This is a genomic window from Enterobacter sp. BWH52, from assembly GCF_001037565.1.
Taxonomy (GTDB): Bacteria; Pseudomonadota; Gammaproteobacteria; order Enterobacterales; family Enterobacteriaceae; genus Enterobacter; species Enterobacter hormaechei_C.
The window spans coordinates 4,110,517-4,134,542 of record NZ_KQ089854.1 but is presented as its reverse complement, the minus strand read 5'-3'; the positions used below and the strand labels follow the sequence as shown (position 1 = coordinate 4,134,542).

The 24,026-nt window shown below is 55.5% G+C and carries 22 protein-coding genes; 16 read left to right on the top strand and 6 right to left on the bottom strand.

The window, feature by feature from the left end:
* Positions 1–3: 3 nt before the first annotated feature.
* From SK47_RS19475 to tldD, 4 genes are all read left to right on the top strand, one after another.
* Entirely contained in the window at positions 4–597 is a 594-nt protein-coding gene (locus SK47_RS19475) for a Maf family protein (protein ID WP_003860403.1), read from the top strand.
* Positions 587–2,056 carry a ribonuclease G gene (gene rng, locus SK47_RS19470; RefSeq protein WP_003860405.1) on the top strand — a complete coding sequence of 490 codons (1,470 nt, stop codon included), beginning with the start codon at positions 587–589 and terminating at the stop codon, positions 2,054–2,056. Before SK47_RS19475 ends, rng begins: the two co-directional genes overlap by 11 nt.
* Positions 2,057–2,098: 42 nt before the next feature.
* Positions 2,099–5,905 carry an AsmA2 domain-containing protein YhdP gene (gene yhdP, locus SK47_RS19465; protein WP_048244949.1) on the top strand — a complete coding sequence of 1,269 codons (3,807 nt, stop codon included), beginning with the start codon at positions 2,099–2,101 and terminating at the stop codon, positions 5,903–5,905.
* Between the two features lie 83 nt (positions 5,906–5,988).
* Complete coding sequence (tldD, locus tag SK47_RS19460) at positions 5,989–7,434, top strand: metalloprotease TldD (RefSeq protein WP_003860414.1); 1,446 nt, start codon at positions 5,989–5,991, stop codon at positions 7,432–7,434.
* Positions 7,435–7,483: 49 nt separating this feature from the next.
* Here the strand turns inward: tldD and aaeR are convergent, their stop codons facing one another.
* The gene (gene aaeR, locus SK47_RS19455) at positions 7,484–8,410 is read right to left on the bottom strand and encodes an HTH-type transcriptional activator AaeR (RefSeq protein ID WP_003860415.1); all 927 of its coding nucleotides are present in this window, start codon (positions 8,408–8,410) and stop codon (positions 7,484–7,486) included.
* A gap of 179 nt (positions 8,411–8,589) precedes the next feature.
* Between aaeR and aaeX the strand changes: the two genes are divergently transcribed.
* The 5 genes from aaeX to SK47_RS19430 all read left to right on the top strand — a co-directional run bounded on the left by aaeX (position 8,590) and on the right by SK47_RS19430 (position 13,565).
* Positions 8,590–8,793 carry a p-hydroxybenzoic acid efflux pump operon protein AaeX gene (gene aaeX / locus SK47_RS19450; RefSeq protein ID WP_003860416.1) on the top strand — a complete coding sequence of 68 codons (204 nt, stop codon included), beginning with the start codon at positions 8,590–8,592 and terminating at the stop codon, positions 8,791–8,793.
* Between the two features lie 7 nt (positions 8,794–8,800).
* Positions 8,801–9,733: a p-hydroxybenzoic acid efflux pump subunit AaeA gene (gene aaeA / locus SK47_RS19445; RefSeq protein ID WP_003860417.1), complete on the top strand. Its 933-nt coding sequence runs from the start codon at positions 8,801–8,803 to the stop codon at positions 9,731–9,733.
* Positions 9,734–9,738: 5 nt separating this feature from the next.
* The gene (gene aaeB, locus SK47_RS19440) at positions 9,739–11,706 is read left to right on the top strand and encodes a p-hydroxybenzoic acid efflux pump subunit AaeB (RefSeq protein WP_003860418.1); all 1,968 of its coding nucleotides are present in this window, start codon (positions 9,739–9,741) and stop codon (positions 11,704–11,706) included.
* An 86-nt stretch (positions 11,707–11,792) separates the two neighbouring features.
* Positions 11,793–13,247, top strand: coding sequence for an NAD-dependent succinate-semialdehyde dehydrogenase (locus tag SK47_RS19435; protein ID WP_048244948.1), 1,455 nt, complete (start codon positions 11,793–11,795; stop codon positions 13,245–13,247).
* Between the two features lie 45 nt (positions 13,248–13,292).
* On the top strand, positions 13,293–13,565 hold the full coding sequence (locus SK47_RS19430) for a barstar family protein (protein ID WP_048244946.1): 273 nt from the start codon (positions 13,293–13,295) through the stop codon (positions 13,563–13,565).
* Positions 13,566–13,624: 59 nt separating this feature from the next.
* Here SK47_RS19430 and yhcN read toward each other — a convergent pair whose 3' ends face one another.
* On the bottom strand, positions 13,625–13,888 hold the full coding sequence (yhcN, locus tag SK47_RS19425; RefSeq protein WP_003860426.1) for a peroxide/acid stress response protein YhcN: 264 nt from the start codon (positions 13,886–13,888) through the stop codon (positions 13,625–13,627).
* Positions 13,889–14,266: 378 nt separating this feature from the next.
* The gene (gene argR / locus SK47_RS19420; protein ID WP_003860428.1) at positions 14,267–14,737 is read right to left on the bottom strand and encodes a transcriptional regulator ArgR; all 471 of its coding nucleotides are present in this window, start codon (positions 14,735–14,737) and stop codon (positions 14,267–14,269) included.
* Between the two features lie 397 nt (positions 14,738–15,134).
* Between argR and mdh the strand changes: the two genes are divergently transcribed.
* Positions 15,135–16,073 carry a malate dehydrogenase gene (mdh, locus tag SK47_RS19415; RefSeq protein ID WP_003860429.1) on the top strand — a complete coding sequence of 313 codons (939 nt, stop codon included), beginning with the start codon at positions 15,135–15,137 and terminating at the stop codon, positions 16,071–16,073.
* Positions 16,074–16,124: 51 nt separating this feature from the next.
* Here the strand turns inward: mdh and degS are convergent, their stop codons facing one another.
* The 3 genes from degS to zapG form a co-directional block, all read right to left on the bottom strand.
* On the bottom strand, positions 16,125–17,192 hold the full coding sequence (degS, locus tag SK47_RS19410) for an outer membrane-stress sensor serine endopeptidase DegS (RefSeq protein WP_003860430.1): 1,068 nt from the start codon (positions 17,190–17,192) through the stop codon (positions 16,125–16,127).
* Between the two features lie 92 nt (positions 17,193–17,284).
* Complete coding sequence (gene degQ / locus SK47_RS19405; protein WP_003860431.1) at positions 17,285–18,652, bottom strand: serine endoprotease DegQ; 1,368 nt, start codon at positions 18,650–18,652, stop codon at positions 17,285–17,287.
* Between the two features lie 170 nt (positions 18,653–18,822).
* The gene (gene zapG / locus SK47_RS19400) at positions 18,823–19,221 is read right to left on the bottom strand and encodes a Z-ring associated protein ZapG (RefSeq protein ID WP_003860432.1); all 399 of its coding nucleotides are present in this window, start codon (positions 19,219–19,221) and stop codon (positions 18,823–18,825) included.
* A 189-nt stretch (positions 19,222–19,410) separates the two neighbouring features.
* On the opposite strand from zapG, the gene zapE reads away from it, so the two are divergent.
* The 6 genes from zapE to nanR all read left to right on the top strand — a co-directional run bounded on the left by zapE (position 19,411) and on the right by nanR (position 23,997).
* The gene (gene zapE / locus SK47_RS19395) at positions 19,411–20,535 is read left to right on the top strand and encodes a cell division protein ZapE (protein WP_048244944.1); all 1,125 of its coding nucleotides are present in this window, start codon (positions 19,411–19,413) and stop codon (positions 20,533–20,535) included.
* Positions 20,536–20,827: 292 nt separating this feature from the next.
* Entirely contained in the window at positions 20,828–21,256 is a 429-nt protein-coding gene (gene rplM / locus SK47_RS19390; protein ID WP_003860434.1) for a 50S ribosomal protein L13, read from the top strand.
* Between the two features lie 15 nt (positions 21,257–21,271).
* Positions 21,272–21,664, top strand: coding sequence for a 30S ribosomal protein S9 (gene rpsI / locus SK47_RS19385; RefSeq protein ID WP_003860436.1), 393 nt, complete (start codon positions 21,272–21,274; stop codon positions 21,662–21,664).
* 306 nt (positions 21,665–21,970) lie between these two features.
* Positions 21,971–22,609: a stringent starvation protein SspA gene (gene sspA / locus SK47_RS19380; protein ID WP_003860438.1), complete on the top strand. Its 639-nt coding sequence runs from the start codon at positions 21,971–21,973 to the stop codon at positions 22,607–22,609.
* Between the two features lie 5 nt (positions 22,610–22,614).
* Positions 22,615–23,112 (top strand): ClpXP protease specificity-enhancing factor, encoded by a 498-nt coding sequence (gene sspB / locus SK47_RS19375; RefSeq protein WP_026080566.1) that lies wholly within the window; start codon positions 22,615–22,617, stop codon positions 23,110–23,112.
* Between the two features lie 102 nt (positions 23,113–23,214).
* Positions 23,215–23,997 carry a transcriptional regulator NanR gene (gene nanR / locus SK47_RS19370; protein ID WP_022651924.1) on the top strand — a complete coding sequence of 261 codons (783 nt, stop codon included), beginning with the start codon at positions 23,215–23,217 and terminating at the stop codon, positions 23,995–23,997.
* Positions 23,998–24,026: the final 29 nt, after the last annotated feature.

The window sequence follows — 24,026 nt, the reverse complement described above, 5'->3', positions numbered from 1 at the left end:
TCTATGACGTCTTTGTATCTTGCCTCCGGTTCTCCGCGTCGCCAGGAACTGCTCGCGCAGTTGGGTGTCTCCTTCGAACGCATCGTTACCGGTATTGAAGAAAAACGCGCTGAGGGTGAAAGCGCTCAGCAGTATGTCTCTCGTCTGGCGCGTGAAAAAGCGCAGGCGGGCGTGGCATGCGTGCCGCGTGACTTACCGGTGCTGGGTGCGGATACCATTGTCATTCTCAATGGTGAGGTGCTTGAGAAACCCCGCGACGCAGACCATGCGGCGCGGATGCTGCGTAACATGTCCGGACAAACCCATCAGGTGATGACGGCGGTAGCGCTGGCAGACAGCCAGTACGTTCTGGATTGCCTTGTGGTAACGGAAGTGACGTTCAGAGTCCTCACCGACGAGGAGATCGCCGGCTATATCGCCAGCGGTGAACCTATGGATAAAGCAGGTGCATACGGTATTCAAGGGTTGGGTGGCTGTTTTGTCAGGAAGATAAATGGCAGCTATCACGCCGTAGTCGGCTTACCGCTGGTGGAAACGTATGAGTTGCTGAGCAATTTTAACTCACTGCGTGAGGGAAGGGATAATTATGACGGCTGAATTGTTGGTAAACGTAACGCCATCGGAAACCCGTGTGGCCTACATTGATGGTGGCATTCTTCAGGAAATTCATATTGAGCGTGAAGCGCGACGCGGAATCGTAGGCAATATCTACAAAGGTCGTGTCAGTCGTGTCCTGCCGGGTATGCAGGCGGCTTTTGTAGATATTGGGCTCGATAAGGCGGCGTTTTTACATGCCTCCGATATCATGCCGCACACCGAATGTGTGGCAGGCGAAGAGCAAAAGCAGTTTGCCGTGCGCGACATCTCTGAGCTGGTGCGTCAGGGCCAGGATCTGATGGTGCAGGTGGTAAAAGATCCGCTGGGCACCAAAGGCGCGCGTCTGACCACCGACATCACCCTGCCTTCACGCTACCTGGTGTTTATGCCGGGGGCGTCGCACGTCGGCGTGTCACAGCGTATTGAGAGCGAAAGCGAGCGTGAGCGCCTGAAAAAGGTGGTCAGCGCCTACTGCGACGAGCAGGGCGGGTTTATTATCCGTACCGCGGCGGAAGGGATCAGCGAAGAAGATCTCGCCTCGGATGCGGCCTACCTGAAGCGCGTCTGGACCAAAGTGATGGAGCGTAAAAAACGCAACCAGACCCGCTACCGGCTGTACGGTGAGCTGGCGCTCGCTCAGCGCGTATTACGTGATTTCGCCGACGCCCAGCTTGACCGCATCCGCGTGGACTCCCGTCTGACGTACGAAGCCTTACTGGAGTTCACCGCCGAGTACATCCCGGAAATGCCGGGTCTGCTGGAGCATTACACCGGACGCCAGCCGATATTTGACCTCTATGACGTTGAAAACGAAATCCAGCGTGCGCTGGAGCGTAAGGTTGAGCTGAAATCGGGTGGCTATCTGATCATCGATCAAACCGAAGCGATGACCACCGTCGATATCAACACCGGCGCGTTTGTCGGCCATCGCAACCTCGATGACACCATCTTCAACACCAACATCGAAGCGACGCAGGCCATCGCGCGTCAGCTTCGCCTGCGTAATCTGGGCGGCATTATCATCATCGACTTTATCGATATGAATAATGAAGATCACCGCCGTCGCGTGTTGCACTCTTTGGAGCAGGCGCTGAGTAAGGACCGCGTGAAAACCAGCATCAATGGCTTCTCGCAGCTCGGTCTTGTGGAAATGACCCGGAAACGGACCCGCGAAAGCGTGGAACATGTCCTGTGTAATGAGTGTCCAACCTGCCATGGACGCGGAACGGTAAAGACGGTGGAGACGGTCTGCTACGAGATCATGCGTGAAATTGTCCGTGTCCATCATGCCTACGACTCAGACCGTTTTCTGGTCTATGCTTCCCCTGCGGTGGCGGAGGCCCTGAAAGGGGAAGAGTCGCACGCGCTGGCGGAAGTGGAAATCTTTGTCGGCAAACAGGTAAAAGTGCAAATTGAGCCGCTCTATAACCAGGAGCAGTTTGACGTCGTCATGATGTAAACGCAGTTCGCTGCGAGATTTAAGGCTGACAAGGAGAGACGCGTGAGGCGATTGCCGGGGATTTTACTGCTTACAGGGGCAACGCTGGTCGTGATTGTCGCGTTGCTCGTGAGCGGGCTGCGTCTCGCCTTGCCGCATCTGGACAGCTGGCGTCCGCAGATCCTGGCAAAAATCGAATCCGCCACCGGCCTGCCGGTGGACGTGAGTCATATCGAGGCAAGCTGGCAGAACTTTGGCCCGACGCTAGATGCGCGGGATATCCACGCCAGCCTGAAAGATGGCGGCCACCTCAAAATCAAACGCGTCACCCTGGCGCTGGATGTCTGGCAAAGCCTGCTGCATCTGCGCTGGCAGTTTCGCGATCTCACCTTCTGGCAACTTCAGCTGATGACTAACACGCCGCTGCAAAGCGGCGACAGCGATCGAGGGCTGGAAACCAGCCGTATCAGCGATCTGTTCCTGCGGCAGTTCGATCATTTCGATCTGCGCGACAGCGAAGTAAGCTTTATTACTCTTTCCGGTCAGCGCGCTGAGCTGGCGATCCCTCAGCTGACCTGGTTAAACGGGAAAGATCGCCACCGCGCCGAGGGGCAGGTGAATCTCTCCAGCCTGAACGGGCAGCACGGGGTTATGCAGGTGCGGATGGATCTGCGTGACGACAATGGCCTGCTGAACAACGGCAGGGTCTGGCTACAGGCGGACGACGTGGACGTGAAGCCGTGGCTCGGTGAGTTGCTACAGCAGAACATGCAGCTGGAGACCGCGCGCTTCAGCCTGGAAGGCTGGATGACGCTGACGAACGGGGCGTTCGCCAGCGGCGATATCTGGCTTAAGCAGGGGGGCGCGAGCTGGAAAGGGGAAAACCATCAGCATCAACTTTCCGTCGATAACCTCACCGCACACGTGACGCAGGATAAAGGCGGCTGGCAGTTCGCCATTCCGGATACGCGCATCTCCATGGATAACAAACCCTGGCCGCGCGGCGCGCTGACGCTGGCGTGGATGCCGGAACAGGACGTCGGCGGGATAAACGGTAAACGCAGCGACGAGCTGCGTATCCGCGCCAGTAACCTGGATCTGACGGCGATCGAAGGGCTGCGTTCAATGGCCGCAAAACTTTCACCGGAGCTGGGCGAAATCTGGCTGGCGACGCAGCCGAGCGGGCAGATAAACCGACTGGCGCTGGATATTCCGCTCCAGGCTACGGAAAAGACGCGTTTTCAGGCGGCATGGAAAAATCTCGCATGGAAACAGTGGAAATTGCTGCCGGGTGCCGAGCACTTCAGCGGTAAACTGGAAGGAAGCGTGGAAAACGGCAGGCTGACGGCAGAAATGCAGGACGCGAAAATGCCGTACGAAACGGTCTTCCGTGCGCCACTGGAGATCGAAAAGGGAAATGCCACTCTCAACTGGCTGAAGAATGACAAAGGTTTTCAGCTCGATGGCCGCGATATTGATGTAAAAGCCAAAGCGGTACATGCCCGTGGTAATTTCCGTTATCTACAGCCTGAAGGCGATGAGCCGTGGCTGGGTATTCTGGCGGGCATCAGCACAGATGACGGTTCGCAGGCGTGGCGCTACTTCCCGGAAAACCTGATGGGGAAAGCGCTGGTGGACTATCTCAGCGGCGCTATTCAGGGCGGCCAGGCGGATAACGCCACGCTGGTCTACGGCGGCAACCCGCACCTGTTCCCGTATAAGCACAACGAAGGCCAGTTCCAGGTTCTGGTGCCGCTACGCAACGCCACCTATGCCTTCCAGCCAGACTGGCCGGCGCTGAAGAATCTGGATATTGAACTCAACTTCCTGAATGACGGCTTGTGGATGAAGACGGACAGCGTCGCGCTGGGCGGCGTAACGGCAAGCAACCTGACGGCAAACATCCCGGATTATTCCAAAGAGAAGCTGCTGATTGATGCGGATATTAAGGGGCCGGGTAAAGCGGTTGGCCCGTACTTTGAAGATACGCCGCTGAATGACTCCCTGGCAGCCACCCTTCAGCAGTTGCAGTTAGATGGCGATGTGAATGCTCGCTTACATCTGGATATCCCGCTGGACGGTGAATTGACCACCGCCAAAGGCGACGTTCGCCTTAATAACAACAGCCTCTATATCAAGCCGCTGGACAGCACCCTGAAAAACCTCAGCGGTCAGTTCAGCTTTGTTAACGGCACGCTGAAAAGTGAGCCGCTTAAAGCGACCTGGTTCAATCAACCCGTTAATATCGATTTCTCCACCACCGAGGGCGATAAAGCCTACCAGGTGGCGGTCAATATGGACGCGAACTGGCAGCCGTCACGCATGGATGTTCTGCCGAAGCCGATTGAGAATGCGGTGGACGGTGCGGTGTCATGGAATGGCAAGGTCGCCATCGACCTGCCTTATCATGCCGGTGCGCGCTATAACGTCGACATTACGGGCGATCTAAAAAACCTCAGCAGCCAGCTTCCCGCGCCGCTGAATAAAAAAAGCGGTGAAGCATTGCCCGTCAACGTTAAGGTTGCGGGCAACCTTAACAGCTTCGATTTAACCGGAAACGCGGGCGGAACAAACCACTTCAACAGCCGCTGGCTGCTTAACCGCAAGCTGACGCTGGACAGGGCGATCTGGACGACGGACAGCCGTACCACGCCGCCGCTGCCGGAGCAGGCGGGCGTTGAACTGAATCTCCCGCCGATGGATGGCGCAGAGTGGCTGGCACTGTTCCAGAAAGGTGTCGGGCAAAACGTCGACCAAACGGCGCAGTTCCCGCAGTCCATTACCTTGCGCACGCCTGCGCTGACGCTGGGCGGGCAGCAGTGGAACAACCTGAGTATTGTCTCCCGGCCGACGGTAAACGGCTCAAAGGTCGAGGCGCAGGGGCGTGAGATCAACGGTTCGTTGATCATGCGCGATCACGCGCCATGGCAGGCGGCTATCCGTTATCTCTATTACAATCCGACCTTTACGGCGTCTAAAGCAGAGTCGACAAGCACTTCTCCTGTCAGTGGCAGTGGGACGTCGCGCGTGGATTTCAGCGGCTGGCCCGATCTCCAGCTGCGCTGCGCGGAGTGCTGGCTGTGGGGACAGAAATATGGCCGTATCGACGGTGATTTTGCCATTCAGGGAAATACGCTGAGCCTCTCTGGTGGGCTGGTGGATACCGGCTTTGGCCGCATGACTGCCGCGGGCGAATGGGTGAACAAACCGGGTGAACAACGCACCTCGCTGAAAGGCGATATTAAAGGCAATAAGCTGGACGCCGCGGCTAACTTCTTCGGCATTAGCACGCCGCTTCGCGGATCGTCCTTCGATGTGAATTACGATCTGCACTGGCGCGCTGCGCCGTGGACACCCGATGAAGCTTCGCTTAACGGCATCCTGAAAACCAACTTCGGTAAGGGTGAGATTGCCGACGTGAGCACGGGGCGCGCCGGGCAGATCCTGCGTCTGCTGAGTTTTGATGCGCTGCTGCGCAAGCTGCGCTTCGATTTCAGCGACACCTTCAGCGAAGGTTTCTACTACGATTCCATTCGCAGTACGGCGTGGATCAAAGACGGCGTTCTGCATACGGACGATACGTTGGTGGATGGCCTGGAAGCGGATATCGCCATGAAAGGCTCGGTCAACCTCGTGCGTCGCGAACTGGATATGGAAGCCGTGGTGGCGCCGGAAATATCCGCAAGCGTGGGCGTTGCGGCGGCCTTTGTGGTGAACCCGATTGTCGGTGCGGCGGTGTTTGCCGCCAGTAAAGTGCTGGGGCCGCTGTGGAGCAAGGTCTCTATTCTGCGCTATCGCATTACCGGTCCGGTCGATAAACCGCAGATTAACGAGGTGCTGCGCCAGCCGCGCAAAGAAGCACCGCAATGATTTGACGTGGGCAGGTAATTGCCTCACTCTCAATAAATACGATCTTTATACCGCCACGGGCGGCAACGAACGAGTAGCAATAGATGAGTCTGAACCTGGTAAGTGAACATTTGCTCGCAGCGAACGGCCTGAGCCATCAGGACCTGTTCTCCATTCTTGGTCAACTGACCGAACGCCGCCTCGACTACGGCGATCTCTATTTCCAGTCGAGCTATCACGAATCCTGGGTTTTAGAAGACAGCATCATTAAAGATGGCTCTTACAACATCGACCAGGGCGTCGGCGTGCGCGCCGTCAGCGGGGAGAAAACCGGTTTTGCTTATGCCGATCAGATTAGCCTCGCCGCACTTGAGCAGAGCGCGCAGGCCGCGCGCACCATTGTGCGTGATACCGGAGATGGTCGCGTGAAAACGCTGGGTGAAGTGCAGCACGCTGCGCTCTATACCAGCATCGACCCGCTGCAAAGCATGAGCCGCGAAGAGAAGCTCGACATCCTGCGTCGCGTGGACAAAGTGGCTCGCGCGGCGGATAAACGCGTGCAGGAAGTCTCTGCCAGCCTGACCGGTGTTTATGAACTGATCCTGGTGGCGGCGACGGACGGTACCCTGGCGGCGGATGTTCGCCCGCTGGTGCGTCTCTCTATCAGCGTGCAGGTTGAAGACGACGGCAAGCGCGAGCGCGGCTCAAGCGGTGGCGGCGGTCGTTTTGGCTACGACTGGTTCCTCGGCGACGTTGACGGCGAAGCGCGCGCGGATGCGTGGGCAAAAGAAGCCGTGCGCATGGCGCTGGTCAACCTGTCTGCCGTGGCGGCTCCTGCCGGTACGCTGCCGGTGGTTTTGGGCGCAGGCTGGCCTGGCGTGCTGCTGCACGAAGCGGTCGGTCACGGCCTTGAGGGTGATTTCAACCGTCGCGGGACGTCCGTATTCAGCGGTCAGATGGGGCAGCTTGTCTCCTCCGAACTGTGTACCGTGGTGGATGATGGCACCATGCTCGACCGTCGCGGCTCGATTTCTATCGACGATGAAGGCACGCCGGGCCAGTACAACGTGCTGATCGAAAACGGCGTACTGAAAGGCTACATGCAGGACAAGCTTAACGCGCGCCTGATGGGCGTAGCGCCAACGGGTAACGGTCGTCGCGAATCCTATGCGCACCTGCCGATGCCGCGCATGACCAACACCTACATGTTGCCGGGCAAATCCACGCCGCAGGAGATTATCGAATCCGTTGATTACGGGATCTTCGCGCCAAACTTTGGCGGCGGTCAGGTGGATATCACCTCCGGCAAATTTGTCTTCTCTACCTCAGAGGCGTATCTGATTGAGAAGGGCAAAGTGACCAAAGCGGTGAAGGGCGCAACCCTGATTGGCTCCGGCATTGAGGCCATGCAGCAGATTTCCATGGTGGGTAACGATCTGAAGCTGGATAACGGCGTGGGCGTTTGCGGCAAAGAGGGCCAGAGCCTGCCTGTGGGCGTCGGTCAGCCTACGCTGAAAGTAGATAATCTGACGGTGGGCGGCACGGCGTAAATTTTCCCCCGCACCCTAACCCTCTCCCCAACGGGGAGAGGGGAAAAGCCTACTCTTTCCTTCTGCCCCGCATGCCCTGAAACAGCTCCGCCACTTCCACAAAATAGTCCGTCAGATAGTTAATACAGACCTGCACCTTCAGCGGCAGCTTGTCCTTTTCCGTATAGAGCGCGTACACCGGACGCGGATCGGACTGGTAGCGCGGGAAGAGGATCTCCAGCACGCCGCTGTTGATCTCGTTGATCACCCACATCAGCGGTACGTAGGCGATCCCGGCCCCGGCCACCAGCCAGCGTGAGATGGTCATCGGATCGTTGGTGACGAAGCGGCCTTCAGGCAGCAGTTTAGTGGAAAGCCCTTCCGGCGCGATCAGTTCAAATTCGTTATCTGGCCGAACGCTGTATTCCAGCCACGAGTGGTTGCTCAGATCGGCAGGTTTCTCCGGCACGCCATACTGTGCCAGGTAGCTTTTCGAAGCGCAGACCACCATCGGCATGCTGCCCAGTCGACGCGAGAACAGGCTAGAGTCCTGCAACGCGCCAACGCGGATCACCACGTCTAACCCATCGGCAATCAGGTCCGGTGCCGGAATGCCCGTAACCAGATTAACGGTTAAACCGGGATACTCTTTCAGCATTTCCGCCGTCATGGCAGCGAGAACATTTTGTGCCATAGTTGAAGAACACCCGATACGCAGCGTGCCGATAGGCGTGTTGTTAAAGGCATAGAGCTGCTCGTGAACGTCCTGCACTTCATGCAGCATTCGACGGCAGCCCTGATAGTAAATTTTACCCGCTTCCGTCAGCCCGATGCTGCGGGTGCTGCGGTTGAGCAGCTTCACCTGAAGCTCATCTTCCAGTTTTGACACTGTCTGGCTAATGGATGAGACGCTCATTTGTAGCTGACGTGCTGCGGCGGTAAAAGAGCCTTGCTCAACCACTTTCGCAAAGACGGACATGCGTTTTAGACGTTCCATTATTCACTCTGGCTTAAAAGTGATTTAGATCACATATGATAGATAACAGCATAACAGTTACGTTAATATATTATTAATTACATAACGGCAGCGCCACTCTCGCCCGGCAATTCTTGCTCTCCTGCGGCGGCGCGAGCTTAAAAATCCAGTAACCTGCACTCTCTTTAATCAAGGTCAACATGAGTCTGTTTCCCGTTATCGTGGTGTTCGGTTTGTCGTTCCCACCGATATTTTTCGAGCTTCTTTTATCACTGGCGATCTTCTGGCTGGTGCGCAAGGTGCTGGTCCCTACCGGGATTTATGATTTCGTCTGGCATCCTGCATTGTTCAATACCGCGCTGTATTGCTGCCTGTTCTATTTAATATCGCGCATGTTTGTCTGAGGTTGATGTGAAAACGCTAACAAGAAAAATCTCCCGCACTGCCATCACCATGGCGCTGGTCATCCTGGCGTTCATCGCTATTTTTCGCGCCTGGGTTTATTACACCGAATCCCCGTGGACGCGCGATGCGCGTTTCAGCGCGGAGGTGGTCGCGATAGCGCCCGATGTCGCCGGTCTCATTACGGCAGTCAACGTCCACGATAACCAACTGGTGAAAAAAGATCAGGTGCTGTTCACCATCGACCAGCCGCGCTATCAAAAAGCACTGGAAGAAGCGGAAGCCGACGTGGCGTATTACAACGCGCTGGCCTCTGAAAAACGCCGTGAAGCAGGACGCCGTAACAAGCTGGGCATCCAGGCCATGTCCCGGGAAGAGATTGACCAGTCCAATAACGTGCTGCAAACCGTGCTGCATCAGCTGGCAAAAGCGCAGGCGACGCGCGATCTGGCGAAGCTCGATCTGGAACGTACCGTTATCCGCGCCCCGTCCGATGGCTGGGTGACCAACCTCAATGTCTATGCGGGCGAGTTTATCACGCGCGGCTCTACGGCCGTGGCGCTGGTGAAACAGAACTCTTTCTACGTCCTCGCCTATATGGAAGAGACCAAGCTGGAAGGCGTGCGTCCGGGCTATCGCGCCGAAATCACGCCGCTCGGCAGCAACCGGGTCCTGAAGGGAACCGTGGACAGCGTGGCCGCGGGGGTGACCAACTCCAGCAGTACCAATGATTCAAAAGGGATGGCGACCGTCGATTCTAACCTCGAGTGGGTTCGTCTGGCGCAGCGCGTACCGGTACGCATTCGTCTGGATGAGCAGCAGAGCAACCTCTGGCCCGCAGGCACCACGGCGACGGTGGTGATCACGGGTGAAAAAGACCGTGATGCCAGCCAGGATTCTATCTTCCGTCAAATCGCCCATCGCCTGCGCGAGTTTGGTTGATCGCTATGGGCATTTTTTCCATCGCCAGCCAGCACATCCGCTTCGCCGTGAAGCTGGCATGCGCCATTGTGCTGGCGCTGTTTGTTGGCTTCCATTTCCAGCTTGAAACGCCGCGCTGGGCCGTTCTGACCGCCGCGATCGTCGCCGCCGGTCCTGCCTTCGCGGCGGGTGGCGAACCTTACTCCGGGGCAATTCGCTATCGCGGGATGCTGCGTATTATCGGCACCTTTATCGGCTGTATCGCCGCCCTGACCATTATCATCCTGATGATCCGCACGCCGCTGCTGATGCTGATTGTATGCTGTATCTGGGCGGGTTTTTGCACCTGGGTCTCTTCGCTGGTGAAGGTGGAGAACTCGTACGCCTGGGGTCTGGCGGGATATACCGCGCTGATTATTATCATCACCATTCAGAGTGAACCGCTGCTTGCTCCGCAGTTCGCCGTGGAACGTTGCAGCGAGATTGTCATTGGTATCGTCTGCGCGATTGTCGCAGACCTGCTCTTCTCTCCGCGATCCATCAAGCAGGAAGTCGATCGTGAGCTGGACGCGCTGATTGTTGCTCAGTACCAGCTCATGCAGCTGTGCATTAAGCACGGCGACAGCGAAGAGGTCGACAAGGCCTGGAGTGCGCTGGTGCGCCGCACGCAGGCGCTGGAAGGGATGCGCAGTAACCTCAATATGGAGTCTTCCCGCTGGGAGCGGGCCAACCGTCGTCTGAAAGCGATCAATACCGTCTCGTTAACGCTGATCACCCAGGCGTGTGAAACCTACCTGATTCAGAACACCCGCCCCGAAGTGGTAACGGATACTTTCCGCGAACTGTTTGATGAGCCTGTGGAGACGGTGCAGGACGTGCATCGACAGCTTAAACGCATGCGTCGTGTGATTGCGTGGACAGGAGAACGGGATACGCCAGTCACCATTTATACCTGGGTAGGCGCCGCAACGCGCTACCTGCTCCTGAAACGCGGCGTGATTAGCAACACCAAAATCAGTGCGGCGGAAGAAGAGGTGTTACAGGGCGAAGTGGTGATCAAACCTGAATCCGCCGAGCGCCATCATGCGATGGTTAACTTCTGGCGTACCACCCTGGCCTGTATACTCGGCACGCTGTTCTGGCTGTGGACCGGCTGGACGTCTGGCAGCGGCGCGATGGTGATGATTGCCGTCGTCACCGCGCTGGCGATGCGTCTGCCCAACCCGCGCATGGTCGCGATCGATTTTCTGTACGGCACCATTGCGGCGTTACCCATTGGCGCGCTCTACTTCCTGGTGATTATTCCCTCGACGCAGCAAAGCATGCTTTTGCTCTGCATCAGCCTGGCGGTGATGGCGTTCTTTATCGGGATTGAGGTACAAAAACGCCGTCTGGGATCGTTAGGCGCACTGGCGAGTACGATTAACATCATCGTGCTGGATAACCCGATGACCTTCCATTTCAGTCAGTTCCTGGATAGCGCACTAGGTCAGCTGGTGGGCTGTTTCCTGGCAATGATGGTGATCCTGCTGGTGCGGGATAACTCTCAGGCGCGGACAGGGCGCGTGCTGCTGAATCAGTTTGTATCGGCCGCCGTATCGTCCTTGACCACCAACACCGCGCGGCGCAAGGAGAACCACCTGCCGGCGCTCTATCAGCAGCTGTTCCTGTTGCTGAATAAATTCCCGGGCGATGTCGCCCGCTTCCGCCTGGCGTTAACCATGATTATCGCGCACCAGCGTCTGCGGAACGCGCCAGTGCCGATCAACGACGATTTGTCCGCCTTCCACCGCCAGCTACGGCGCACGGCGGACCATGTGATATCGGCATCCAGTGATGACAAACGTCGCCGCTACTTTAAGCAACTGCTGGAGGAGCTGGATATCTACCAGGAGAAACTGCGGATCTGGGAAGCGCCGCCGCAGGTTACCGAGCCGGTAGAGCGGCTGGTGTTTATGCTGCACCGCTACCAGAATGCGCTGACAGACAGCTAACGAAGAGAAAACCGACGCCAAAAGCGTCGGTTTTTTTGTGGCTATACTTATTCTTGCAGGTTCAAACATTCAGGAAGGGAGGACACATGACAACCCAGGCTCTTCAGGACAGTATTCTTTTTCAGACCGGGTATCTGGTCAACGGTATCTGGAAAACACTCGACACCACGTTTGATGTGCTAAACCCGGCCACGGGCGAGGTCATTGCGAAAGTGGCGAAAGCAGGAAAAGCCGAAACCGAAGAGGCCATTGTGGCCGCGACGAAGGCCTTTCCCGCATGGCGCGCAAAAACGGCAAAAGAGCGTTCCGCGATCCTCTATCGCTGGTATGAACTGATTATCGAGAACAAAAGCTGGCTCGGGCGGCTGATGACTACCGAGCAGGGCAAGCCGCTGAAAGAGGCTGAAGGTGAGGTGGACTACGCTGCTAGCTTCATTCAGTGGTTTGCCGAGCAGGCCAAGCGCGCCAACGGTGAAATCATTCCTCCGGTTAAACCTGGCTCCCGTATTCTGGCCACTCGTGAACCTGTCGGGGTGGTTGCTGCTATCACGCCATGGAATTTCCCGATGGCTATGCTCACCCGTAAGCTCGGCCCGGCGCTGGCAGCAGGATGTACCGGCGTGATCAAACCTGCAAACAACACGCCGCTGAGCGCCTTTGCGCTGCTGACGCTGGCGAAGCAGGCCGGTGTGCCGGATGGTGTGCTGAATGCGGTCGCGGGGAGCACCTCAGAAATTAGCGACGCCATTATGGCCAGCCATGACGTGCGCAAAATCTCGTTTACGGGTTCAACCGCCGTCGGGAAAACGCTGGTTCGCAATTCCGCAGAGACCATGAAAAAGGTATCGATGGAGCTGGGCGGTAATGCGCCGTATATCGTTTTCGAGGACGCGGATATTGATGCCGCCGTCAAAGGCGCGATCGCCAATAAGTTCCGTAACGCCGGGCAGGTCTGCGTCAGCGTAAACCGTTTCTATATTCAGGAGACGGTCTATGACAAGTTCGTCAATCAACTTGCCGATGCGGTGAAGGCGCTGAAGGTGGGTAACGGTCTGGACGAGGGCGTCGTTGTCGGCCCGCTGATTGAGCCTTCGGCTGTCGAGAAAGTGCGTGAGCACGTCGAAGATGCGGTAGCGAAGGGCGCCACGGTGCTGGCTGGGGGTAAACCGCACGAACTTGGCGGCAACTTCTGGATGCCAACCGTACTCGGTAACTGCCATGAAGGCATGAAGCTGGCAGAAGAGGAGACCTTTGGTCCCGTAGCCGCCTGCTTCCGCTTCACGTCGGAAGACGAAGTGGTTATGCGCGCTAACAATACGCCTTACGGGCTGGCGGCCTACTTTTATACCCAGAATCTTTCGCGCGTGTTCCGCGTCTCACAGGCCATTGAGAGCGGCATGATCGGAATTAATGAATGTGCGGTCTCGACCGAACTGGGTCCGTTTGGGGGCGTAAAAGAGTCCGGGCTGGGCCGCGAGGGGTCCGTGCTGGGGCTGGAGGAGTTTCTGGAAGTTAAAACCCTGCATATCGGGGGATTATAATAGACAGGGCGGCATTTGCCGCCCGCCTGTACCGGGTGGCTGGCAATGAAAATTTATACCTTTGATTTTGACGAAATTGAGAGTCAGGAAGTCTTCTATCGCGAGTTTATTCGGGCGTTCGACCTGGAGCGGGGCAGCGTAAGCAATCTTGATATGCTGTGGGATGTGGTTACCGGCGACAGGCTGCCGTTACCGCTGGAAATCGAATTTACCCATCTGCCTGAAAAACTGCGCAGACGCTTTGGCGCATTGATTTTATTGTTTGATGAAGCGGAGGAGGAGCTGGAAGGGCAACTGCGTTTCAACGTGCGCCAGTGATAAAAAAGCCCCTGACCGGGAGGTCAGGGGCAAGTCGTATGATGAGATACGACGAGGGTTTATTTGTACAGTTCTGCGGTAGCGTGCCAGTGGTCGCCACTGCGCGCTTCGATGATGCGATAAGATGACGCACCCTGTTCTTCCGCTTTTTTGTTCAGCATTTCGTGCATGTCCATCGGAGACGTACCGATGGCACCAACAGAAACAGTCCCGATAGCCTGACGGGATTGTGCCTGTTCGGCATTAATGGTGTCGGCTGCAAACGCACCGAATGACAGGACTGACAGTACGCTCAGGGTAGCTACAGTGGTTTTAATTTTCATGATTATTTACCTCGTCAATTATTTTACTGGGGTCTTTGTTCTGTGACCCTCATCACAAAATCAAGTATACACTAATCACGCTAAAAATTAATACCAGGCTAATGGTTTCCTCTGTTATTACGTGTTAAAAAAATCATTTTTTATAACGCGAATGCATAAAAAAGGACGCCACAATGCAAGGTTTATGGTTTTTTCTTTCCTAAATCAAAGGGATAGATCAATTTGATTTTTTGTGCGGTTTGGCGGCAGATCATTCACTGAATGAATGTTAACAGGCGGTAAAAAGCACTATTTGCAAAAACAGCAGGCAGAGAAAAGCAGGGTAAAACGCGGAAGCAGCAGAATGATCCCCGCAGTCAGGCGCTACGGGGCAGACAATTACAACTCCTGTTCGAACAGGACCAGAATCGCTTCGTAGAGGTCTTTCACCGAGAAACCATTTGCCGGGGTGGTAAAAATGGTGTCATCACCGGCGATGGTCCCGAGGATCCCCTCTGCTTTACCCAGCGAGTCCAGCAGGCGGGCAATCAGCTGGGCTGCGCCCGGGCTGGTGTGGATCACGACCACGGCATCGTTATAGTCGATGTCCAGAACCAGGTTTTTCAGCGGGCTGGAGGTCGTTGGCACGCCAAGTTCAGCAGGCAGGCAATAAACCATTTCCATTTTGGCGTTGCGCGTACGCACCGCTCCAAACTTGGTTAACATGCGAGAGACCTTCGACTGGTTGATGTTGTCGAAGCCTTGTTCCTGCAACGCCTGAACAATTTCTCCCTGAGAACTGAATTTCTCTTCTTTGAGTAGCGCTTTAAACGCCTTCACTAATTCTTCTTGCTTAGACGAGCTTCGCATAAGTCACCCGGAATATGACGATAGAAACAACATTATTATGCATGTGGATGAATTTTTATGCAAATTATCTACCTGACGCCAGGCTGAAATAATGTTATGAAAGGGAGAGATTTTATCAGATTTCGTTATCGGAAAACATGCCTGGGTCACGCCGCGCAAATAACCTTAAAAGTAAATTAAATGTTATCAAAATGATGTTGTTTTGGTGGCGTGGCAGGGTGTATTGTAACCCCCTCTTAATTCGTTGTTGCCTACAGCCCGATAGTATTCAGGTGAAGGTGAAAGACGTGCGACCTCAAATTCTTTAGCGATGAAAATTGTAATTAATGACGTGCTGAATTATGGTCGCCGCAACGGAGTTACAGATACTTAAGTTAACCATAATAAGGAGTTTAGGATGAAAGTCGCAGTCCTCGGCGCTGCTGGTGGTATCGGCCAGGCGCTTGCCCTACTACTGAAAACCCAACTGCCTTCAGGCTCAGAACTCTCCCTGTACGATATTGCTCCGGTAACCCCAGGTGTGGCGGTTGACCTGAGCCACATCCCGACAGCTGTGAAAATCAAAGGCTTCTCCGGTGAAGATGCGCGTCCTGCGTTGCAGGGTGCCGACGTGGTGCTGATCTCCGCGGGTGTTGCACGTAAACCGGGTATGGATCGTTCAGACCTGTTCAACGTCAACGCGGGCATCGTGAAAAACCTGGTTCAGCAGATCGCTGAAACCTGCCCGAAAGCGTGCATCGGTATCATCACCAACCCGGTGAACACCACCGTTGCCATCGCAGCAGAAGTACTGAAGAAAGCAGGCGTTTACGACAAGAACAAACTGTTCGGCGTAACTACGCTGGATATCATCCGCTCCAACACCTTCGTGGCTGAGCTGAAAGGCAAGCAGCCAACGGAAGTGGAAGTGCCGGTTATCGGCGGTCACTCTGGCGTGACCATCCTGCCTCTGCTGTCGCAGATCCCGGGCGTGAGCTTCACCGAGCAGGAAGTGGCTGACCTGACTAAACGCATTCAGAACGCAGGCACCGAAGTGGTGGAAGCGAAGGCGGGTGGCGGTTCTGCAACCCTGTCTATGGGGCAGGCGGCGGCACGTTTCGGCCTGTCTCTGGTTCGCGCGTTGCAGGGCGAAAAAGGCGTTGTTGAATGCGCCTATGTTGAAGGCGACGGTGAACACGCGCGCTTCTTCTCTCAGCCGCTGCTGCTGGGTAAAAACGGTGTTGAAGAGCGTAAGTCTATCGGCACGCTGAGCGCGTTTGAGCAAAACGCGATGGAAGGCATGCTGGATACGCTGAAGAAAGACATCACGCTGGGCGAAGAGTTCGTTAACAAGTGATCTTGTCCCGGTAAAAAAAACGGAGCGCTAAGCTCCGTTTTTTTATGCCCGTCAGTTAGTGGCCGGGTATTCCTGGATGGTGACCTGGATCGTCAGCTTCTTGTCATTACGCATGACTTCAACAGGGATGATGGAGCCCGGGCGAATCTCAGCCACCTGGTCCATGGTTTCCAGCGCAGAGACCGCTGGCGTACCGTTGACGGAAAGGATAACGTCGTTCACCTGGATACCTGCATTAGCCGCCGGGCCGCCAGGCGCCACTTCGTTGACCACAATCCCCTGGATCTGATCGATACCACCGCCCTGCGTATGCATCGGCGCGATTTCACGCCCACCAATACCGATGTAGCCACGGATCACGCGGCCATCGCGGATCAGCTTGTCCATGATCTTGGTCGCCAGCTGGAATGGAATGGCAAAGCCAATCCCTTCCGGCGTTTCGCCGTCGTTGCTCTTGTCGAAGGAGAGGGTGTTAATGCCCATCAGTTCGCCCAGAGAGTTCACCAGCGCACCGCCGGAGTTACCGTGGTTGATCGAGGCATCGGTTTGCAGGAAGTTCTGCCGCCCTGACGGGTTCAGGCCGATTCGACCGGTCGCGCTGATGATCCCCTGAGTGATGGTCTGGCCCAGGTTGTACGGGTTACCGATCGCCAGTACCACATCGCCGATATGCGGCGTTCGTTTGCGATTAATCGGGATAGTCGGCAGACCGCCGGTGGCGTTGATCTTCAGCACCGCCAGATCGGTCAGGCTGTCCGACCCCACCAGCAGGGCTTCAAACACGCGGCCATCCTGCAAGGCGACGATAATCTGGTCGGCATCGTTAATGACGTGTTTATTGGTGATGATGTAGCCCCGGTCATCCATGATCACACCGGAACCGAGCGTGCGGATCTCCAGCTGGTTATGAGCAGAACTGTTAAGCCCGCGGTTATAGACGTTAACCACGGCGGGGGCGGCACGGCGTACCGCCTGATTGTACGTCGCAGGCGTTTCATCCGTGCTGTCGAACTGAGGAGCCGACAGTTTGTTGAACTGGCGTAAAGATGGCATAGCCACCAGCAGCAGACCGGCAACGATCAAACCAATGACAATTGAACGAAAGAGCTTTAAAAGCATGATGCGTGTGTCGTTAAAAAAGGAACGGTTTGCAGCATAACATGAGTTATCCGGACATCACACGCAGCGGCGATGCCCGGAGTCGCAAATGGTTAACGCAGTAAAATGTAGAGGGTATCGTTGCCACGGATAATTTGCAGGGCAATGACCGCCGGTTTACTCTCCAGCACCTTACGCATTTCGGCAATAGACTGCACGCGAGTACGGTTCACGCCCACGATCACGTCGTCCTGATGCAAACCTGCCTGCGCGGCCGGGCTGCTCTTCTCAACGGTAGTGACAGAAATGCCTTTCGTGCCGTTTTTAAGCTGACCATCGCTCAGCGTAGCGCCCTGTAGAGCCGGGGAGATCTGTTCTGCGCTGGCGGAAGAGGAGGTGCTCTTGTCCAGCGTCACTTCCACGGTCAGCGGTTTGCCCTCGCGGATCAGGCCCAGCTTCACTTTAGCGCCAGGCTCCGTGGTGGCAATACGCGAACGTAATTCAGCGAAGCTGCTCAGCGGTTTATCGTTCAGGCTGACAATAACGTCACCGGATTTCACGCCCGCTTTCGCAGAGCCTGAGTTGGGCAACACTTCGCTGACAAACGCCCCGCGCTGGACGTTGAGCTTAAAAGCTTTGGCGATATCGGCGCTCATCTCCATGCCTTTGATGCCCAGCAGACCGCGCTTAACCTCGCCAAACTGAATCAGCTGTTGAGACAGAGTTTTCGCCATGTTGCTCGGAATGGCAAAACCAATCCCGATGCTGCCGCCGCCTGGCGCGAGGATAGCGGTGTTGATGCCGATCAGCTCACCGTTCAGATTAAGCAGCGCACCGCCGGAGTTGCCCCGGTTGATGGAGGCATCGGTCTGGATAAAATTTTCCAGCCCTTCGAGATTCAGGCCGCTGCGCCCCAGAGCGGAGACAATTCCGGAGGTGGCGGTCTGGCCTAAGCCGAACGGGTTACCGACCGCGACAGCAAAATCACCGACGCGCAGCTTATCGGAATCAGCAATGGCGATCTGGGTCAGGTTGCTGGGGTTTTGTACCTGTAGCAGGGCGATATCACTCTGATCGTCACCGCCGATCAGTTTGGCGTCAAACTCCCGGCCATCGTTCAGCTGAACGCTGATTTTATCGGCCTGGCTGATCACGTGGTTATTGGTCAGGATATAGCCCTTAGCCGCGTCGATAATCACCCCTGAGCCCAGACCTTCAAACGGCTGAGCCTGCTGATCCGGCGCGTCTTCGCCAAAATATTTCTTCAGCTCTTCGGGAATACGCTGGCTTTGGCGTGCCGTCCCTTCCACCTGAACGCTGACTACCGCAGGCAGGACTTTTTCAAGCATCGGCGCAAGGCTGGGAATGGCTTCTTGTCCAGGCACCTGCGAAGGCAGTGCCGCACTGACGGGGAAGGACGCCGAGAGAGATAACCCGACACTTAACGCTAAGGCGCTCAACAGCTGGTTTTTTTTCTTCATCGATGCTGACTCTCGTATCCTGGAATGAAAAAGAACGGCCCCAAAAACATCTTGATGTTATTGAATTTTCAACCGCTGAACAATGAGGTGTTTGACTAAATAATAGCTGGGGACGGGAAGAAAGGACGGGCGCATAAGGTGCGCCCGTAAAATTTATTCAGGTTGTGCGATTAATCGCGTTTTACGCCACCGCGCAGCAGGCCGGACGCGCCGTCTGAATAGTCGCGTGGCATCTGAACCGGTGCCTGATCGTTACCGGCTTCAGAGTCCGCCAGACGATTGCGGAAGGGGTTGGTCTCCGCGGTCATTTCCGGCAGCAGGCTGCTGGAGCTTTTCGCCATGTGCTGGTAGAGCTGGCGATAATCTGTCGCCATGTTGTCCAGCAGCTCAGCGCTACGGGCAAAGTGGCTGACCAGCTCTTCGCGATATTCTTCCAGTTCGGCTTTGTTCTTTTCCAGTTCGTATTGCAGTGACTGCTGCTGACGCAATTTGCGGTTACCGAAACGCATGGCCACAGCACCAATGATGATGCCGACGACTAAACCGATTAGCGCATATTCCCAGGTCATGAACTTCTCCCGTTGTCTTGTTGTTCCGTAGGGTGTTGGCTCGGCTCCTGCCTGTGCCTGATTATGCCACTATAACCGCTATTTCCGCAGAAGTGGAATCCTGACGTATCATCGCGTAGTGTAGAACGGCCTTTTTTTCATCAGCCACGCGCGCTGGTGAGGTTTAACTAAAGGAATAACAACAACATCATGCAAAACCTGTCCCCTTCATCGCGTTACCAACTGGCCCTGAGCGAGGGCACACACCAGCCGGATGATGTCCAGCGTGAAGCGGTTAACCGCCTGGACACGATTTATCAGGAAATTCTGGCGAAACCCGCCGATGCGGTGCAGAGCAGTGGGCTGAAGGCGGCATTCGGCCGTTTACTGGGCAAAAAAGAGCCCACGGTAAACGCACCGGTTCGTGGATTATATATGTGGGGTGGCGTTGGGCGGGGTAAGACCTGGCTGATGGACATGTTCTACCAGAGCCTGCCCGGCACGCGTAAGCAGCGTCTGCACTTTCACCGTTTTATGCTGCGGGTCCATGAAGAGCTGACGGCGCTCCAGGGCGAAACCGACCCGCTGGAGATTGTGGCCGATCGTTTCAAGGCGGAAACGGACGTGCTCTGCTTCGACGAGTTCTTTGTTTCCGATATTACGGATGCCATGCTGCTGGGGGGCCTCATGAAAGCGCTGTTTGCGCGTGGGATCACCCTGGTGGCGACCTCAAATATCCCGCCGGATGAGCTTTATCGCAATGGTCTTCAGCGGGCGCGTTTCCTGCCAGCCATAGATGCCATTAAACAGCACTGCGACATCATGAATGTCGATGCCGGCGTCGATTATCGTCTGCGCACATTAACGCAGGCGCACCTGTGGCTTTCACCGCTGAACGCCGACACAGCCAGCGAGATGGATAAACTGTGGCTGGCGCTGGCAGGGGCGCCGCGGGATAAGGTGCCAGCGCTGGAGATTAATCATCGCCCGTTGTCGACGCTTGGCGTAGAGAACCAGACGCTGGCCGTCTCGTTTGCAACGCTCTGCGTGGACGCCCGCAGCCAGCATGACTACATTGCGCTTTCACGTCTGTTCCATACCGTTATGTTGTGGGATGTACCCGTTATGACCCCACTCATGGAGAGCGAAGCGCGCCGCTTCATCGCGCTGGTAGATGAGTTTTACGAGCGCCACGTTAAGCTGGTGGTCAGCGCCGAGGTGCCTTTATATGAGATCTATCAGGGCGAGCGCCTGAAGTTTGAGTTCCAGCGCTGCCTGTCGCGCCTGCAAGAGATGCAGAGCGAAGAGTACCTCAAGCGTGAGCATATGCCGTAACAAATGCTCCCCTCTCCCCGTGGGAGAGGGGCTGGGGGTGAGGGCACCAGACCGCACAGTACGGAACCCCGAAAAACCCATTCCAAATCACATTTAAGGGTCGATCTTTGACCTCAACTTCTCTATAATCTTGCGACCCCACGTTACGAGAAGGTTTTTTTCCCGAAACTTTCTATGTGTCGGCATGTGCTATTCGAAGGGGTAGGTTTGCCGGACTTTGTCGTGTGAACCTCAACTGACTAAACGTTTGGGTGTTCACCAACGTGTAACTTATTATTTGGGTAAGCTTTTAATGAAAACTTTTACAGCTAAACCAGAAACCGTACAGCGCGACTGGTATGTTGTTGACGCGACCGGTAAAACTCTGGGCCGTCTGGCTACTGAACTGGCTCGTCGCCTGCGCGGTAAGCATAAAGCGGAATACACTCCGCACGTTGATACCGGTGATTACATCATCGTTCTGAACGCTGACAAAGTTGCTGTTACCGGCAACAAGCGTACTGACAAAATGTACTACCACCACACCGGCCACATCGGTGGTATCAAAGAAGCGACCTTTGAAGAGATGATTGCCCGCCGTCCTGAGCGTGTGATTGAAATCGCGGTTAAAGGCATGCTGCCAAAAGGCCCGCTGGGTCGTGCTATGTTCCGTAAACTGAAAGTTTACGCAGGCAACGAGCACAACCACGCGGCACAGCAACCGCAAGTTCTTGACATCTAATCGGGATTATAGGCAATGGCTGAAAATCAATACTACGGCACTGGTCGCCGCAAAAGTTCCGCAGCTCGCGTTTTCATCAAACCGGGCAGTGGTAAAATCGTAATCAACCAGCGTTCTCTGGAACAATACTTCGGTCGCGAAACTGCCCGCATGGTAGTTCGCCAGCCGCTGGAACTGGTTGATATGGTAGAAAAACTGGATCTGTACATCACCGTTAAAGGTGGTGGTATCTCCGGTCAGGCAGGTGCGATCCGTCACGGTATCACCCGCGCTCTGATGGAGTACGACGAATCCCTGCGTTCTGAACTGCGTAAAGCTGGCTTCGTTACTCGTGACGCGCGTCAGGTTGAACGTAAGAAAGTGGGTCTGCGTAAAGCACGTCGTCGTCCACAGTTCTCCAAACGTTAATCCATTCTGCTTACGCAGAACGATTGGCGAAAAACCCGCTTCGGCGGGTTTTTTTATGGATAATACGCAGGTTATCCACAGTAACATTTCATATATCTTCTCTTTTTCCACATTTCCGGAATCCCCTCACCACAAAGCCATCAAAATCTGGTAAACTATCATCCAATTTTCTGCCCAAATATCGGTGAATACTCGATTTTTGTTCGATTCTTGAACAATGTGTCTTCTCTGGGATGGGCGATACATCATCTGGCTGGCCCGTTGGGCTGGTAGCAGTAAAAATTCTGAATATACCTGGAGGTTTTCATGGCTGTCGCTGCCAACAAACGTTCGGTAATGACGCTGTTTTCTGGTCCTACTGACATTTATAGCCATCAGGTTCGTATCGTGCTGGCCGAGAAGGGTGTCAGTTTTGAGATCGAGCATGTGGAAAAGGATAACCCGCCTCAGGATCTGATCGATCTCAACCCGAGCCAAAGCGTACCGACGCTGGTGGATCGCGAGCTGACCCTGTGGGAATCCCGTATCATTATGGAATACCTGGATGAGCGTTTCCCGCATCCGCCGCTGATGCCTGTTTATCCTGTTGCGCGTGGTGAAAGCCGCCTGTACATGCAGCGTATCGAGAAAGACTGGTACTCGCTGATGAACGTTATTGTCAACGGTTCCTCTTCTGAAGCGGATGCTGCACGTAAACAGCTGCGTGAAGAGCTGCTGGCGATTGCGCCGGTATTTGGTCAAAAGCCTTTCTTCCTGAGCGACGAGTTCAGCCTGGTAGATTGCTACCTGGCTCCGCTGCTGTGGCGTCTGCCAACCCTGGGCGTAGAGTTCAGCGGTCCTGGCGCGAAAGAGCTGAAAGGCTACATGACTCGCGTCTTTGAACGCGACTCTTTCCTGGCATCCTTAACTGAACCGGAACGTGAAATGCGTCTCGGCCGAGGCTAATGACTGTGGAAATGTCACAACTTTCACCACGCCGTCCGTATCTGCTGCGCGCCTTCTATGAATGGCTACTGGATAACCAGCTCACGCCGCACCTGGTTGTGGATGTGACGTTGCCGGGCGTGCTGGTTCCAATGGAATACGCGCGCGACGGACAGATTGTACTGAATATTGCGCCACGCGCAGTGGGTAACCTGGAGCTGGCGAACGACGAAGTGCGCTTTAATGCGCGCTTCGGCGGCGTGCCGCGTCAGGTTTCCGTGCCGCTGGCAGCTGTGCTGGCTATCTACGCCCGTGAAAACGGTGCGGGCACCATGTTTGAGCCGGAAGCGGCTTATGATGAAGAGGTTGCCAGCCTGAATGATGATGAGGCATCCGATGAACGCGAAAGCGACACGGTAATGTCTGTCATCGATGGCGATAAACCCGATCATAATGACGACACCGATCCGGATGACGAGCCACCACCACGCGGTGGTCGTCCCGCACTGCGCGTTGTGAAATAAACAAACAGGCCCGACGGGCCTGTTTTGCTTTCCGTCCCTTTTCGCCCCCTCTAATTTCCTGTGTTATGATGAACTGTTTTCCTTCAATGGCACCGGACTGCAATGAAACCGACTGATCTTAAAGCTGAAAACTCTGATGAAACCATTGGCCGCAGCCTGCGCCGTCGGCCGCTGGCGCGCAAAAAACTGTCTGATATGGTGGAAGAAGAGCTGGAGCAGATGATCCGTCGGAAGGAATTTGCCCAGGGAGAGCAGTTACCCTCCGAGCGCGAACTGATGGAGTTCTTCAACGTGGGTCGCCCCTCGGTGCGCGAAGCGCTGGCGGCGCTAAAGCGTAAAGGGCTGGTGCAGATTAACAACGGTGAACGTGCCCGCGTAACCATGCCGTCTGCCGATACCATCATCAGTGAATTGTCGGGAATGGCGAAAGACTTTCTGACCCAGCCCAGCGGTATTGCCCATTTCGAGCAGCTTCGCCTGTTCTTTGAATCCAGCCTTGTTCGTTATGCCGCAGAATATGCCACTGACGATCAGATTGCGCAGCTCACAAAAGCCCTGGAGATCAACAGCCAGTCCCTGGATGACAACACGCTATTTATTCGTTCCGATGTCGATTTTCACCGCGTGCTGGCGGAGATCCCCGGCAATCCGATCTTCAATGCGATCCACGTTGCGCTGCTTGACTGGTTAATTGCGGCGCGTCCTAAAGTGCCGGACGCAGAGCTTTATCAGCATAATGAAGTCAGCTATCGCCAGCATATCGCAATTGTGGATGCGATCCGCCGCCGCGATCCCGATGAAGCGGATCGGGCGTTGCAAACTCACCTTAACAGCGTCTCCGCCACCTGGCACGCTTTCGGCCAGCATTCAAAAGCCAAAAAATAACGATCCTTTAGTGAAGCAGATCGCAATAT

Bases quoted from the DNA above. Each gene is read 5' to 3' on its own strand.
- SK47_RS19475 (WP_003860403.1), top strand. From the start codon at position 4: ATGACGTCTTTGTATCTTGCCTCCGGTTCTCCGCGTCGCCAGGAACTG.
- rng (WP_003860405.1), top strand. From the start codon at position 587: ATGACGGCTGAATTGTTGGTAAACGTAACGCCATCGGAAACCCGTGTG.
- tldD (WP_003860414.1), top strand. From the start codon at position 5,989: ATGAGTCTGAACCTGGTAAGTGAACATTTGCTCGCAGCGAACGGCCTG.
- aaeR (WP_003860415.1), bottom strand. From the start codon at position 8,410: ATGGAACGTCTAAAACGCATGTCCGTCTTTGCGAAAGTGGTTGAGCAA.
- aaeX (WP_003860416.1), top strand. From the start codon at position 8,590: ATGAGTCTGTTTCCCGTTATCGTGGTGTTCGGTTTGTCGTTCCCACCG.
- aaeB (WP_003860418.1), top strand. From the start codon at position 9,739: ATGGGCATTTTTTCCATCGCCAGCCAGCACATCCGCTTCGCCGTGAAG.
- SK47_RS19435 (WP_048244948.1), top strand. From the start codon at position 11,793: ATGACAACCCAGGCTCTTCAGGACAGTATTCTTTTTCAGACCGGGTAT.
- SK47_RS19430 (WP_048244946.1), top strand. From the start codon at position 13,293: ATGAAAATTTATACCTTTGATTTTGACGAAATTGAGAGTCAGGAAGTC.
- yhcN (WP_003860426.1), bottom strand. From the start codon at position 13,888: ATGAAAATTAAAACCACTGTAGCTACCCTGAGCGTACTGTCAGTCCTG.
- argR (WP_003860428.1), bottom strand. From the start codon at position 14,737: ATGCGAAGCTCGTCTAAGCAAGAAGAATTAGTGAAGGCGTTTAAAGCG.
- mdh (WP_003860429.1), top strand. From the start codon at position 15,135: ATGAAAGTCGCAGTCCTCGGCGCTGCTGGTGGTATCGGCCAGGCGCTT.
- degS (WP_003860430.1), bottom strand. From the start codon at position 17,192: ATGCTTTTAAAGCTCTTTCGTTCAATTGTCATTGGTTTGATCGTTGCC.
- degQ (WP_003860431.1), bottom strand. From the start codon at position 18,652: ATGAAGAAAAAAAACCAGCTGTTGAGCGCCTTAGCGTTAAGTGTCGGG.
- zapG (WP_003860432.1), bottom strand. From the start codon at position 19,221: ATGACCTGGGAATATGCGCTAATCGGTTTAGTCGTCGGCATCATCATT.
- zapE (WP_048244944.1), top strand. From the start codon at position 19,411: ATGCAAAACCTGTCCCCTTCATCGCGTTACCAACTGGCCCTGAGCGAG.
- rplM (WP_003860434.1), top strand. From the start codon at position 20,828: ATGAAAACTTTTACAGCTAAACCAGAAACCGTACAGCGCGACTGGTAT.
- rpsI (WP_003860436.1), top strand. From the start codon at position 21,272: ATGGCTGAAAATCAATACTACGGCACTGGTCGCCGCAAAAGTTCCGCA.
- sspA (WP_003860438.1), top strand. From the start codon at position 21,971: ATGGCTGTCGCTGCCAACAAACGTTCGGTAATGACGCTGTTTTCTGGT.
- nanR (WP_022651924.1), top strand. From the start codon at position 23,215: ATGAAACCGACTGATCTTAAAGCTGAAAACTCTGATGAAACCATTGGC.